Origin of the sequence: Longimicrobium sp. (assembly GCF_036399255.1) — a bacterium.
Taxonomy (GTDB): Bacteria; Gemmatimonadota; Gemmatimonadetes; order Longimicrobiales; family Longimicrobiaceae; genus Longimicrobium.
The window spans coordinates 130,929-144,405 of the sequence record NZ_DASWNM010000016.1 but is presented as its reverse complement, the minus strand read 5'-3'; the positions used below and the strand labels follow the sequence as shown (position 1 = coordinate 144,405).

The following is a 13,477-nucleotide window of genomic DNA, read 5'->3' as shown; positions in this document are numbered from 1 at the left end:
ATGCCGGCAAGGATCATCGACGGGACGGCGGTGGCGCGCGACATCCGCGCCGAGGTGGCGGCCCAGGTGGCGCAGCTGCGCGCGGAGGGCACCGTGCCGGGCTTGGCCGTGGTGCTGGTGGGCAACGACCCCGCCAGCGAGGTGTACGTGCGCAGCAAGGCGCGCGCGTGCCAGGAGGCGGGGATGCATTCGCGCCTGGTGCAGCTGCCGGCGGAGACCACGGCGGACGAGCTGTTCGGCACCATCGACGGGCTGAACGCGGATCCCACCATCCACGGGTTGCTGGTGCAGCTGCCCCTTCCGCCGCACCTGAATTCGAAAACCTTCCTGGAGCGCGTCAGCCCGGCCAAGGACGTGGACGGCTTCCATCCCATGAACGTGGGCCGCGCCTTCGTGGGCGATCCCAACGGCTTCGTCCCCGCCACGCCCGAGGGGATCATGGAATTGATGCGGCGCGAGCGCATCGACACCCACGGCCGTCATGCGGTGATCGTGGGCCGCAGCCTGATCGTCAGCAAGCCGCTGGCGAGCCTGCTGATGGCGCCGGGCCCCAACGCCACCGTCACCCTCTGCCACCGCCACACCGTCGACCTCGCCCAGCACACGCGGATGGCGGACATTCTCGTCGTCGCCGTCGGCAAGCCGGGGCTGATCACGGCCGACATGGTGAAGCCCGGCGCGGCGGTGTTCGACGTGGGGGTGACGCGCGTGGACGATCCCGCGTCGCCCAAGGGGTACGTGCTGAAGGGGGACGTGGACTTCGACGCGGTGTCCGAAATCGCCTCCGCCATCACCCCCGTCCCCGGCGGCGTCGGGCCGATGACCATCGCCATGCTGATGCGCAACACCATCACCGCCGCGCGCCGGGCGCACGACCGGTCGCACCGCCGCGCGACCGCCGCCGTCCGATGACCTGGGACCTGTTCTCCTCCGCCGCGGCCGCCCAGCCGGAGCCGCTGAACGAGACGCAGAACGCCGAGGTGGCGCGCCGCGTGGCCGCGCAGCAGGCGGACGCCGGCTTTCCCGACCCATTGGAGCTGCTCGTCCCGGCCAAGCCCACCCGCCCGGCAAAGGGCGCGGGCGCCAGGAGCACGAAGTCCAAGAAGGCGGGACGATCCAAGTCCGCGCTTGCCGCGTTGCTGGGGGGGCGGGGGATGGATGAGGGAATGGGGGACGAAGCCGGCGGCCTGCTGGATGCCGAGGCGGAGGTGCCGTCCACCAAGGGTGCGCCGGAAGGGGGATGGACGCCGTCCACGCTGAACGCGGCGGCGCGGCACCTGATCGAGGGGATGTTCCCGGCGCTCTGGGTGTCGGGCGAGATCAGCAACTTTACCCGCGCGCGTAGCGGGCACTGCTACTTCAGCCTGCGCGACCGCGATTCGCAGATCCGCTGCGTGATGTGGCGCGAGGAGGCCAAACGCCTCCCCACGCAGCCGGCGGAGGGGATGGAGGTGCGCTGCCTGGGGCGCCTGACCATCTACGAAGGCCGAGGCGAGTTCCAGCTGGTCGTCAACGAGGTTGAGGCGAAGGGCGAGGGGCTGTTCAAGCTGGCCTATGACCGACTGCGGGTAAAGCTGGAGACGGAGGGGCTGACCTCGCCCATGCGCAAGCGGCCGATCCCGGCGCACCCGGCGTGTGTCGGCGTCGTGACGTCGTCGGCCGGCGCCGCGCTGCGCGACGTGATCTCCGTCATCCGCCGCCGCGCGCCCTGGACGCGCATCGTGCTGAGCGCCGCGCGGGTACAGGGCGAAGGCGCGGCGGCGGAGATCGCCGCGGCCATCCGGCGCATCGGTGCGGCGGGGTGCGCGGACGTGCTGATCGTGGGGCGGGGCGGGGGATCCATCGAAGACCTGTGGGCGTTCAACGAAGAGATCGTCGCCCGCGCCATTGCCGAGTCGCCCGTCCCCGTGATCAGCGCCGTGGGGCACGAGACGGACTTTACCATCGCGGACCTGGTGGCGGACCTGCGCGCCCCCACGCCCTCCGCGGCGGCGGAGGCGGCCGTGCCGGACGCGGTAGCGCTGCGGCGGGAGCTGGCGGAGCTGCGCGAGCGGATGGCGCGCTGCACGCGCGACTCGGTGGCCACGTGCCGCGAGACGCTGTTCGGCACGCGCCTGGACCTGCGCGACGCGCACGCAAAGCTCATCCGCCGCCGCCGCGACCAGATCGCCGCCGTGGCGGGCCAGCTGAACGCGCTTTCGCCGCTTTCCACGCTGGCCCGCGGCTTTGCCGTGCCGCTGGACCCCGCCGGCCGCGTCCTGCGCCGCACCGCCGACTTCGCGCCCGGAGAGGCGTTCCGGCTGCGGGTGGTGGATGGGACGGTGGAGGCGCGGGTGGAGGGGGCGGAGGTGAGCGGGGCGGAGTGATTCGCGACCCGCGGGCGCCCCCTCCGCTCGCTCAGGCTCGCACCTCCCCCAAAACTGCTGGGGGAGGTTGAACTGCGAAGCTGTGGTGACTGGGCGAGGGGTTGCGCGACCCGCGGGCGCCCCCTCCGCTCGCTTAGGCTCGCACCTCCCCCGAAACTGCTGGGGGAGGTTGAACTGCGAAGCTGTGGTGATGGGGGCGAGAGTTGCGCGACCCGCGAGCGCCCCCTCCGCTCGCTTAGGCTCGCACCTCCCCCGAAACTGCCGGGGGAGGTTGAACTGCAATCCGTTGCGCGGAGGATTTCGATGCGCAGAACGATTCGCGGTACTACGCCGGTGGTGGAGCAGGCGGCGCGTGACATGCGCCGGGCGCCCACTGTCGCGGAAGAGAAGCTGTGGGGCGCGCTTCGCGGCAACCAGGTGGCCGGGCTGAAGTTCCGGCGCCAGCATCCCGTGGGGCGGTTCGTGCTCGATTTCTACTGCCCCGCTTGCAAGCTGGTGGTGGAAGTGGATGGCGACGTCCACGACGAACAGCACGAGCGGGATGCCGCGCGCACGCGCGTGCTGGAGGCATACGGCTACTGTCTCCTCCGCTTTCGCAATGAGCAGGTGATGCGCGAACTGCCATCGGTTGTGCAAACAATCGCAGCGGCTGCTGCTGAGCTGGTGCGCGCTCGAGAGCATGCGTAACCCAACCTCCCCCAGCAGTTTTGGGGGAGGTGCGAGCCTAAGCGAGCGGAGGGGGCGCCCCGCGGGTCGCACCAAACCATCCTCCTCGCACGAAACTCGATTTTCGAACGTTTGGCTGATATGACCACCACCACACACGCCGACCCGCACGCCGGCTGGACCTTCGAGGCCGCGCTCGACCGCCTGAACGAGATCGTGGCGCGCATCGAGGGCGAGTCGCTGGAGCTGGACGAGTCGCTGGCCCTGTTCGAAGAGGGCGTGCGCCTGCTGCGCTTTGCCGAGGGCGTGCTGCAGGGCGCCGACGAGCGCATCCGCCAGCTGCTGGACGACGGCGGCGGCGGCTCGCGCCTGGAAGACTTTTCCGAGGCGTCGTGACCGCTGCCGCCCTGACCGGCTCGCCCGCGTCGTTCGACGTGGACGCGTTCCTGGCGCGCGAGCGCGACCGGGTGAACGCCGCGCTCGACACCCTGGCGCCCGCGGTGGCGCAGGGCGCGTCGCACACGCTGCGCGAGGCCATGCTGTACGCGCTCGCCACGCCGGGCAAGCGGCTGCGCCCCGCGCTCTGCGCCGCCGCGTACGGCGTGCTGCGCCCGGGGCCCGTGCCCGATGCGGTGTACCGGCTGGCGTGCGCGGTGGAGATCGTCCACACCTACTCGCTGGTGCACGACGACCTGCCTTGCATGGACGACGACGACCTGCGCCGCGGACGGCCCACGGTGCACGTCGTCTACGGGTGTGGCACGGCACTGCTGGCCGGCGCCGCGCTCATCCCCGCGGCCGTGCGTGTGCTGGATGGTGCCGCGCGCGAGCTGGGGCTGGACGCGCCGGCGCGCGGCCGGCTGGTGGCGGAGCTGTGCGGGGCCGGCGGCGCGCTGGGGATGGTGGGCGGCCAGTGGCTGGACCTGCGCGCAGAGCAGCCCGACGCGCGCGTGGACGCGGAGGGCCTGGAGCGCATCCACCGCCTGAAGACGGGTGCGCTGCTGGCGGCGTCGCTGCGCATCGGCGCGCGGGCGGCGGGGGCGGACGAGGCGCGGCTGGAGGCGCTGACGGCGTACGGGCGCGAGCTGGGGCTGGCGTTCCAGATCGTGGACGACGTGCTGGACGTCACCCGCACCGCCGACGAGTTGGGGAAAACGGCGGGCAAGGACGTGGACGCGGGCAAGGCGACGTATCCCTCGCTCTTCGGCCTGCAGCGGGCGCGGGAGATGGCCGTGGAGCGGATGGGCCGCGCGGTCGACGCATTGCGCGCCGCCGGCATTCACTCGGCTGAGCTGGAGGCGCTGGCGGCCTACGTGCTGGAGCGCGGGCGGTGAACGCGCTGCGCGAGCTGTTCGCCCCGCTGCTTTCGTGGAATCCGCCGCTGGCGCTCGCCTTTCTGGCGATGCTCACGGCGCAGGGCTTCAAGTTCATCCGCTCCATCTTCCGGCGGCGGCGGCCTGACTTCACCCGGCTCATCGGCACGGGGGGGATGCCGTCGGCGCACTCGGCGTCGGTAACGGCGCTGTCGGTGGGGGTGGGGATCGGGCAGGGGTGGAGCTCGCCGATCTTTGCGGTGGCGGCGTTCTTCAGCGTCATCACCATGTACGACGCCACCGGCATCCGGCGCGCCGCCGGAAAGCAGGCGCGCATGCTCAACCGCCTGGTCGAGGAACTGCGCGCGCATCACAAGATCGACCCCGAGCGACTTGCCGAGCTGCTGGGCCACACCCCGCTCGAGGTGCTGGTCGGCGCCCTCTACGGCGCCGTGCTCGCCTTTCTTCTGTATCCCTGATCGGGTTCTTCGCCGCGCCATCCACGTTCCGATCTCTCCGCCTCTCGGCATCTGTCTGCATGCCGAGGTGCCTGATACCGAATCCGGGGAAACACCTGTCATTCTGAGAGAGCGCCCGCCCCAAGCTGCCGGGAAAGCCCCGGGGCCTGTTGGCGCGACCGAAGAATCTCCCTCCCCTCGCGCGGAACCCTCTCCCGGGCATCGCCCGGGAACCCCGCGTGACCGACAGATGCCGTCGCTCAGCTTGCAGATCCTGGGGCGACGCCCACGCTCCGCGCGAAGGAGAGGATTACGGGCGAGGGCTTCGCCAACACCATCCGAGAACGAATGGCCTTACTCCTGAGTCGGCGGAGTCGCCGCGGAACAACTCCGCTGACTCCGTTGACTCCGTTGACTCCGTGTGAGGCCATTCTGTTGCTGAGCACGATTGACATCCGCCCATGCGCTTTGTACTGTAAAGCGGATTGGATGGGGTGGTGTTACGGATCTGCCGCGCGGATGATTGGACGAGCGGGGCTCAGCGCGGTAAATTGGACGTTGGCGCGGACCATGCTGCCCCGCGCCGCACACGATGTGGAACCGAGGACGAGCCTTGTCGCTTCTGGATACGGTCAGGACCCCCGAGGACGTGCGCGCGCTGCCCGAGGCGGAGCTGCCGGCGCTGTGCGTGGACGTGCGCGAGCGCATCATCGACGTGGTGTCGCAGCACAAGGGCGCCCACTTCGGCAGCAACCTGGGCACGGTCGAACTCACCGTGGCGCTGCACCGCGTCTTCGACACGCCGCGCGACCAGGTGATCTGGGACGTGGGCCACCAGGCGTATCCGCACAAGATCCTTACCGGGCGCAACGAGCGGATGGAGAGCATCCGCAAGCGCAACGGCCTGAGCGGCTTTCTGCGCCGCGATGAGAGTGAGTACGACGTGTTCGGCGCGGGGCACGCGGGCACCAGCATCAGCGCCGCCGTGGGCGTGGCGGCCGCGCGCGACCTGAAGGGCGAGGACTTCGAGGTGGTAGCCGTCATCGGCGACGGAAGCATGACGTGCGGGCTGCCGTTCGAGGCGCTGAACAACGCCGGCCACACCGACCGCGACCTGATCGTGGTGCTGAACGACAATGAGATGTCCATCAGCCCCAACGTGGGGGCGCTGCACCGCTACCTGGGCATCCACAAAAAGCTGACGGACGTCCGTACTTCGCCGTTCTACAACAAGCTGCGCAACGAGGTCAAGCGCCTCATCCACGCGGCGCCCAACCGGCTGGGCACCATCGGCGAGATGATGGAGCACTTTGCCGTGCGCGCCGACGACGCCATGAAGGGGATGTTCGTCCCTGGAATGCTGTTCGAGCAGCTGGGCTTTCGCTACGCCGGGCCGGTGGACGGGCACGACATCAACGCCCTGGTGCGCACCTTCGAGCAGGTAAAGCAGATGAAGGGGCCGCGCCTGGTGCACGTCCTCACCACCAAGGGCAAGGGCTTCGCGCCGGCCGAGGCGGACCAGGTGAAGTGGCACGCGGCCGCGCTGTTCGACAGGGAGACGGGCGCGCCGCTCAAGAAGACCACGGCCGGGGGGATGCCGCGCTACCAGCAGGTGTTCGGCGAAGCGCTGACGGAGCTGGCCCGGGAGGACGAGAAGGTGGTCGCCATCACCGCCGCCATGGCGACGGGGACGGGGATGGACATCTTCGAAAAGGCGCACCCCGCCCGCTTCTTCGACGTGGGGATCGCCGAGGGGCACGCGGTGACCTTTTCCGCCGGCCTGGCGACGCAGGGAGTCAAGCCGGTGGTCGCCATCTATTCGACGTTCCTGCAGCGCGCGTACGACAACATCGTGCACGACGTGGCGCTGCAGGACCTGCCGGTGGTGTTCGTAATGGACCGCGCCGGCATCGCGGGCGACGACGGGCCCACGCACCACGGCGGCATCGACATCGGCTACATGCTGTCCGTGCCGGGGATGACCATCACCGCCCCGCGCGACGCGGACCAGCTGATCGGCCTGCTGCGCACGGCGCTGTCGCACGAGGGCGGCCCGTTCTCCATCCGCATCCCCCGTGAGCTGGTGCCGGCGCTGCCGAAGCCCGTCTCCGACGTGGCGCCGATCCCGCACGGGACCTGGGAGACGCTGCGGCAGGGGAAGGACGTCGCCATTCTGGCCACGGGGACCATGGTGATCCCGGCCGTGGCCGCGGCCGAGGCGCTGCAGCGCGAGGGGGTGTCGGCGACCGTCGTCGACTGCCGCTTCATCAAGCCGCTGGATGAGCGCACGCTGGAGCGGCTGTTCCCCGGCCACGGCTACGTGCTGACGGTGGAGGAGGGGACGGAGGTGAACGGCTTTGGCGCGTTCGTGCGGCGCTACGTGGCGGACCGCTGGCCCGGCGTGCGCGGCGCCACCATGGGGCTGCCGGACGCCTTCGTGGAGCACGGCGAGCGCGCGGAGCTGCTGGAGGAGCTGGGGCTTACGCCCGAGGGGATCGCCGCGCGGGCCCGCGAGCTGCTGGGCAAGCCGCTGCGAAAGCTGGCCGAGACCGCCTGATGGCGGAACCGCGCCGCGTCGGCGTCGTCGGCCACAGCAACTACGCAATCCTGGGCGAGACCGTCGCCCGCCTTCAGGCGTTCGCCGGGCGGGAGGCGGTCTCGCTGTTCTTTGAGCCGGACCTGGCCGGGCACGTGGGCGACGGCGCGGACGAGCTTACGCCGGACATCTGCCGCGGGCTGGACCTGCTGGTGACGCTGGGCGGCGACGGGACGCTGCTGCGCGGCGCGCGGATGGTGGCGGCGGACGGGGTGCCGGTGCTGGGGATCAACCTGGGGCACCTGGGATTCCTGACCAGCGCGCCGCGCGACGAGGTGGAGGAGGCGCTGGCGAACTGGCTGGCCGGCGACTTCGAGATCGACGCGCGGATGGCGCTGGAGGTGTACGCGGAAGACGGGGACGGCCGGTCGGGCAAGGTGCACCGGGCGCTGAACGACGCGGTGCTGCACAAGACGGGCGCCGCGCGCGTCATTCGGCTGAGCATGCGCGCCCAGCGCGACGTGGTGGGCAGCTACAGCGCGGACGGCATCATCCTGGCTACGCCCACCGGCTCCACGGCCTATTCGCTCAGCGCCGGCGGCCCCATCGTCTCGCCCACGGTGGACTGCATCATCGCCACACCCATCTGCCCGCACACGCTGGGCGTGCGCCCGCTGGTGCTTCCCGCGGACGAGACGGTGACCATCGAGGTGCTGTCGCCCACCGAGGAGCTGATCCTGACCATCGACGGCCAGGAGCACGAGCGCCTGGTCCCCGGCCAGCGCGTCGTCGCCCGCCGCGCCGAGCAGCCGGTGCGCCTGGTGCGCTTCCCCGGCCAGTCCTTCTTCCAGACCCTCCGCCGCAAGCTCAAGTGGGGCGATCTGGTGGAGCGCGAGGGGGCCTGACTCAGGATCATTATCTTTCAGCCTTTGAACAGCTCGTCGGCGCGATGTGAATACAGGTAGCTGTTGACGAGGTCGTTTCTGCCAACCTCACGATATTCATCAGCGCCATGTTCCGCTCCCCACCTCCAACCAGGGATCATTGACATTCCTTATCTGAGCGCCTTCTATGGATATCAACTGGAGAATCTCGTATCCAACATGCTTGTTGAAAGCGAGGGAATGAGATCATGGGCGAGAAAGAGCGTACGACCGAAAAATGGATCGGGATAGCCGCCGTGCTTGTCGGAATACTGAGTGTGATAGCTACAATCACAGTGCCCGAAACTCGGAGAATCGTCGGTCTCGATGATGAGAATCCGAAGGGGAAGGCGTCGTCTACACCCCGTCAAGATCCCGCTTATAGTGATGTGAGCCCGCCAACACCTGTGCAGCCCAATCCATCTTTTCAGCCCTATACTTCGCCGCATTCAGTAACTAACAATGACGCAGGACTTCCCAAGGGAGCGATAGGAGTTCCTGCTGTTGACAGCCAATTAGTCGAGATGTGGCGCGGACTAGACCAAATCAATGCGGTGCCGTACAGTAACCAGTTGCCGCGTTGACCCGGTGTGCGCCCGCTGGTGCTCCCGCCGACGAGACGGTGACGGTGGAGGTGCTGTCGCCCACTGAAGAGTTGATCCTGGCCATCGACGGCCAGGAGCACGAGCGCCTGGTCCCCGGCCAGCGCGTCGTCGCCCGCCGCGCGGAGCAACCGGTGCGCCTGGTGCGCTTCCCCGGCCAGTCCTTCTTCCAGACCCTCCGCCGCAAGCTCAAGTGGGGCGATCTGGTGGAGCGCGAGGGGGCGTAGGAAGCAGAGCTTGGTTGTGAGCTGGTGAGATTGGGAACCATGTCTCGGAGCCAGTCACGAAGGCTTGGCCTCACTCATCTCCTTCTGTCCGGTTAGCCAGCTCGTCTCTTGGCGTGAGTCTTATCGAGGACAAATCCAATCGAACTCACGTACTGGAAGCCGAGCATAAAGACGATCAGGCGGAGCGGCTGGGCTCAAATGCTCTTGCGTACTGGCCTAGTAACCCTGACTATGTGTTATAGTCTTGGTGCCTAGGCCAGTCTGCCTTGCCGACTTACGGAACTATGAGAACGACGGCCACGATTTACTTCACCTGTGCGATTGCGGTAGCGGTCAATGGATGCGTGAGATCGCCCCACGATCAGATGAAGAAGGTAGTTCAGCGTATCCAGTCGCGGACCCAGTACGTTGATGTCCAACCAGCAAATCTAATCTTCGATTCAGGCCCACAGCCGTTGATGCAGTATGTATTGACGCTCTCGGGTAGACCGGAAGAATCCCCAAATGCCGCGTACTTGTTTGATTCCCAGCGATACACGCTCGATGACTTCGGTGGAACACCGGAGGAAGTGCCGACGAGCGAGATCTGCGCGCTAATTGACAGCATTTCTGATTACTCTGGCCCTCTTGATGATGCGCTGGGCGACCTCAAAGCAAGCGGCACCGTGAAAATATCACCGCTTGGTCCCTCTCTCGAAATCAACCTCGAAGGCCGGGCACGGACCTTGATCGACTTCTACTATGCAGTGAATCAGATGCTCACTCTGCGCTCGGTCCGTGCCGAAGTCCTCGTTCGAGGCTTTGCGGATGGCGAGTTGGACGGCTGGCAGGAAAAACTCGATTCGGCATACAATTATACCTCAGTTGAGGTAATGCCCCCACTCGACGCGGCTGCACCCATTGCTTTCAGGCGCACGCGGGTGAGAATCCCCCTGCTGGAGCCCCCGAAGTACTCCAATAGAGATCTGCCCAACTTACGCGCGCGGTATGTGAAAGAGGTCCTTCTCGACCCCTACCTTGCAAACTGCCCCAGCAATACACCCGCAACCTCAGCGATCCTGCAAGGCTTCGCGTACAAGGAGGCATCACGACCACTTGATCGAAAGGTGCAGGTTTACCTGTTATTCTATGAGCGCGGCTAGATGGAACGGACACACTCGCGCATGCGCCCGCTGAATCTTCCTGCGGACGAGACGGTGACCGTGGAGGTGCTGGCGCCCATTGAGGAACTGAACTGATCCTGACCATCAACAGCCAGGAGCACGACCGCCTGATCCCCGGGTAGAAGGTGGTCGCGCGCCGCGCGGGGTAGCCCGTGTCTCTGGTGCGCTCCCCGGCCAGACCTTATTCCAGACCTTCCGCCGCAAGCTCAAGTGGGGCGACCTGGTGGAGCGCGAGGGGTAGACACCCGCACAGGCGGCTGAGCCCCAGGTATGGGTCAGCTGAAAATCAGCCTTCTTTGCCGATTGGGTCCAGCAGTTCAGCCGCGCTGATGTCCAGCGCCTCCGCCAGGCGCACGATGTTCACCAGCGCCACGTTGCGCTCCCCACGCTCCGCCCCTCCCACATACGTCCGATCGATGCCGGCCTTGGCCGCGAGTTTCTCTTGCGAGAGGCCGGCGCGCTGACGGTGCCCGCGGAGAGCATCGCCAAAACGCTTGAGGATCTCGGCTCGGGAGAGGGCGCGCAAGACAGAGCGATTGTTGATCGTGAACAAAGTAGCGTCGGGTGCAAAATGAGGCTCTTGACGAAGATATGTCCACGGACTATACGTATCGTACACTGATGACTATGAGTATTTATTTGCGCGAGGAGGTGGAGCTATGAGGATGGATGGATCGCCTGTGAGGCTGCTGGAGATGCTGTCGGACCGCTTTGGGGCGTTCGAGGCGATCGCGGCTTCCAGCGTTCGCCTCGCCCGGCTGGATTCGGATGAGCAGCTTCCCATGGAGCCGCTGGTCGCGGAAGCGGTCCTGGAGTTCGGCGAAGATCTGCGCGAGGCAGCGGCGTGGGTTGCGGAACGGGCACGGTCGAAGGACGCCTGTCGAGACGCAGCATAGCCAGTTGCCCCTGGCGTACGGCAGGTGCTGCCGCTCACCGAGCAGCTGATCCTGACCTTGGACGGCCAGGAGCCCCGCAGGGTTTCGCCGAATCGCTTCAGGATCTCGGTCCGGGACAGGGCGCTCACGACTGCGGCGTCACCAGTGATGACGATGAGTATCTTACGTCGATGGAGGAAAGACCCGCCTTCCGTGGCAGCGCCAGGGCTGTCACATTCGGCATGCCGGTTCGTTTTCCCTCACGTGCCGGGCGAACGCCGCGCGAGCACGCCGAGCTTTTGAACCGGAGCACCGCCATGCGCCTCGCCGCCGCCTTTCTGCTTCTTCTCGCACAAATCGGATGTGCCACGTTCCAGCGAGCTCCTCACGTCGTTCGCCCTTCGCTATTCCTGAACCAGGTTCCGCTTCACGGAGTCATCCTCAATCCCACACCCCCCACGTACGGGCTCGACGAAGAAGGAGGCTGTATTGCGCAGGGCGAGTTCCGGATCGAGCTGACGGACCTCGCGCTCACGGAAGACGGGCGGTTGCGCGTGGCGGGCAGTGTCCTGGACGCGGATCCGCAGCGGGGCGGGCCTGTGGGCGCCGTCCGGATCCTTCGACGCGCCGGGGGGATCGCCGTGCCGGTTCAGATCGCCACGGCACAATTGAACGTGCTGGTGGATGTGGACGAGGGGGCTGTCCTGGCGGTGGAGCGTGCCGGCTACCGGACCCTGCACCTGGACCTGGCGCGGCTCGCCGCAGCCGTCCAGCCCCGCGCGGCAGCTCGATGACACCCTGGTAATCGAGGCGGGGGCGGTGCACGGCTTCCGCTGCGTGGGAGACGCTCCCCTGCTGCGGCTGGGTGTGCACGTGAGAGCGTGTTCAAGAATCCGACGCTGCGCATCCAGGCAGATCTACGAGCGCTGTCATTCCGAGGCCCGGCCACGCCGTAGCCTGCTTTTACACCAGAGGTTGCAGGGCCGAGGAATCCCCTTTCGGATTTGCTGGAGGGCAGACGCGGTAGCCCGTGCTTACCTTGCGGCTACGACACGGCGGACGGGGCCAGTGCCGGAGCGGTGCGACGGGGCACCAGCAGCAGACAGTAGATTTCTCAGTCGGCGCGCAGGATTCCGTGCGAGCCGATGGTGCGGTGTAGCGCCTCCTTCGAAATGACATACGGGCGCGAGCGCAGGATTCTAAACACACTCTGAGCCCGGACTTCATCCAGGAGAACCCAGGCTGCGGAGCGGGTGGCGCGGCTTGCGGCGGCCTGCTCCGGGCGCCATCGTGGCGCGCGCCGGGCACGTCCGGCTCCCGTCATCGGCTGCATCCTCGTCACTCGAGCGCTCATGGACGCCACCGAGGTCACCGACTACATCTGCAAAGCGTTTCCGGGCGTGGAAACCACCACGGCGTACAGCTACACCTTCTTCTTCTACGGCTCCGAGCGGATGCTTCCGTTCGTCACGCTCGCCACGGCTGACAACGAGCACGATCGAGTCTCGGACCTGGACCGTGACGGCGCGTACCGGCTCAACGTCGGGGTGAGCCGCGAGACGTACCGCTCCCTGTTCGGCGACGACAAGCCGCGTCTGGGCCCCGCCGGCATCATCGACACCGGCCACGACTTCACGCTGCGGGACCAGATCCTTCCGCACCCGCACTACGCCCCACAGTCGTGGGTGTGCGTGGTGAGCCCGGGCGAGGAAACGTTCGGGGTCGTCCGCGGCCTGCTGCGCGAGGCGTACGATCGCGCCGTGCCCCGCGCCACGCGCAAAGAGGCTTCGGAGCCGATGGATCTTGATGATGAAGAACGAAGCGGATGACGTTCAGGCTCGCGGTGCGCCGTGATAGGAACTCGCGAACGAGCCCGTCAGCATTAGGGCTTGTAAGAAAGTAACTGAGTCGTTTAGGCTTAGTGAACAGAGTGAATCCGCCACGATCAGGCGGACAGACGCTCCACTTATTCTTTTACGAGCCCTTACCGGAATTCCCGCCGCCTCGAGCGCGGTACCCGGCTAAAAAGATCCTGGGTTGTCAACGGAGGGGCAGCGGCCAGGGTTCCGAACCGAACGCGTAGCGCAGTAGCTCACGTTTGAGTTCCCAGTCCGTCCAGTCGGGATGTTCCGTGCGCAGGCGGGCAAGCGCGAAGTTTCGGACCATGTCGCTCATCTCCATGGCCAGCTTCAACTTTTCCTCGCCCGACATGCGGCGGTGGATCTGGTCCTGAACGGCCTGTGCGGCTGGGCTGGTATCGCTCATTGCGGGTCGCCTGCGAGCATGGGCGGCTTCCGGCCTGGGTTCACGCCTGAGTATATTCGGGCTGCCGGGTCACATCAACGTAA

At 67.2% G+C, this 13,477-nt stretch carries 15 protein-coding genes; 13 read left to right on the top strand and 2 right to left on the bottom strand.

Going from position 1 to position 13,477, the window contains the following annotated elements; translation table 11 throughout:
• The 10 genes from VGC13_RS01750 (at position 1) to VGC13_RS01705 (ending at position 10,233) form a co-directional block, all read left to right on the top strand.
• Entirely contained in the window at positions 1-912 is a 912-nt protein-coding gene (locus VGC13_RS01750) for a bifunctional 5,10-methylenetetrahydrofolate dehydrogenase/5,10-methenyltetrahydrofolate cyclohydrolase (RefSeq protein WP_331123469.1), read from the top strand.
• A complete protein-coding gene (gene xseA / locus VGC13_RS01745; RefSeq protein WP_331123468.1) occupies positions 909-2,366 on the top strand; it encodes an exodeoxyribonuclease VII large subunit in 1,458 nt (485 codons plus the stop codon). The genes VGC13_RS01750 and xseA overlap by 4 nt, the downstream gene beginning before the upstream one ends.
• Positions 2,367-2,669: 303 nt before the next feature.
• Complete coding sequence (locus tag VGC13_RS01740; protein WP_331123467.1) at positions 2,670-3,053, top strand: endonuclease domain-containing protein; 384 nt, start codon at positions 2,670-2,672, stop codon at positions 3,051-3,053.
• A gap of 120 nt (positions 3,054-3,173) precedes the next feature.
• Positions 3,174-3,428 carry an exodeoxyribonuclease VII small subunit gene (xseB, locus tag VGC13_RS01735; RefSeq protein ID WP_331123466.1) on the top strand — a complete coding sequence of 85 codons (255 nt, stop codon included), beginning with the start codon at positions 3,174-3,176 and terminating at the stop codon, positions 3,426-3,428.
• Positions 3,425-4,366, top strand: coding sequence for a farnesyl diphosphate synthase (locus tag VGC13_RS01730; RefSeq protein WP_331123465.1), 942 nt, complete (start codon positions 3,425-3,427; stop codon positions 4,364-4,366). Before xseB ends, VGC13_RS01730 begins: the two co-directional genes overlap by 4 nt.
• The gene (locus VGC13_RS01725) at positions 4,363-4,824 is read left to right on the top strand and encodes a divergent PAP2 family protein (RefSeq protein ID WP_331123464.1); all 462 of its coding nucleotides are present in this window, start codon (positions 4,363-4,365) and stop codon (positions 4,822-4,824) included. Before VGC13_RS01730 ends, VGC13_RS01725 begins: the two co-directional genes overlap by 4 nt.
• Before the next feature lie 571 nt (positions 4,825-5,395).
• Entirely contained in the window at positions 5,396-7,360 is a 1,965-nt protein-coding gene (gene dxs, locus VGC13_RS01720; protein ID WP_414682974.1) for a 1-deoxy-D-xylulose-5-phosphate synthase, read from the top strand.
• Positions 7,360-8,244: an NAD(+)/NADH kinase gene (locus VGC13_RS01715; protein WP_331123462.1), complete on the top strand. Its 885-nt coding sequence runs from the start codon at positions 7,360-7,362 to the stop codon at positions 8,242-8,244. The genes dxs and VGC13_RS01715 overlap by 1 nt, the downstream gene beginning before the upstream one ends.
• 598 nt (positions 8,245-8,842) lie before the next feature.
• Positions 8,843-9,091, top strand: coding sequence for a hypothetical protein (locus tag VGC13_RS01710; RefSeq protein WP_331123461.1), 249 nt, complete (start codon positions 8,843-8,845; stop codon positions 9,089-9,091).
• A 365-nt stretch (positions 9,092-9,456) separates the two neighbouring features.
• A complete protein-coding gene (locus tag VGC13_RS01705) occupies positions 9,457-10,233 on the top strand; it encodes a hypothetical protein (RefSeq protein WP_331123460.1) in 777 nt (258 codons plus the stop codon).
• A gap of 307 nt (positions 10,234-10,540) precedes the next feature.
• On the opposite strand, the gene VGC13_RS01700 is transcribed toward VGC13_RS01705, so the two are convergent.
• Positions 10,541-10,807 (bottom strand): helix-turn-helix transcriptional regulator, encoded by a 267-nt coding sequence (locus VGC13_RS01700; protein WP_331123459.1) that lies wholly within the window; start codon positions 10,805-10,807, stop codon positions 10,541-10,543.
• A 127-nt stretch (positions 10,808-10,934) separates the two neighbouring features.
• Here VGC13_RS01700 and VGC13_RS01695 point away from each other — a divergent pair, with 127 nt between their 5' ends.
• The 3 genes from VGC13_RS01695 to VGC13_RS01685 all read left to right on the top strand — a co-directional run bounded on the left by VGC13_RS01695 (position 10,935) and on the right by VGC13_RS01685 (position 12,958).
• Positions 10,935-11,150 carry a hypothetical protein gene (locus VGC13_RS01695; protein WP_331123458.1) on the top strand — a complete coding sequence of 72 codons (216 nt, stop codon included), beginning with the start codon at positions 10,935-10,937 and terminating at the stop codon, positions 11,148-11,150.
• Between the two features lie 296 nt (positions 11,151-11,446).
• Entirely contained in the window at positions 11,447-11,923 is a 477-nt protein-coding gene (locus VGC13_RS01690) for a hypothetical protein (protein WP_331123457.1), read from the top strand.
• Positions 11,924-12,481: 558 nt separating this feature from the next.
• A complete protein-coding gene (locus tag VGC13_RS01685) occupies positions 12,482-12,958 on the top strand; it encodes a DUF6194 family protein (RefSeq protein ID WP_331123456.1) in 477 nt (158 codons plus the stop codon).
• Between the two features lie 211 nt (positions 12,959-13,169).
• Here the strand turns inward: VGC13_RS01685 and VGC13_RS01680 are convergent, their stop codons facing one another.
• Positions 13,170-13,394 (bottom strand): hypothetical protein, encoded by a 225-nt coding sequence (locus VGC13_RS01680; RefSeq protein ID WP_331123455.1) that lies wholly within the window; start codon positions 13,392-13,394, stop codon positions 13,170-13,172.
• Positions 13,395-13,477: the final 83 nt, after the last annotated feature.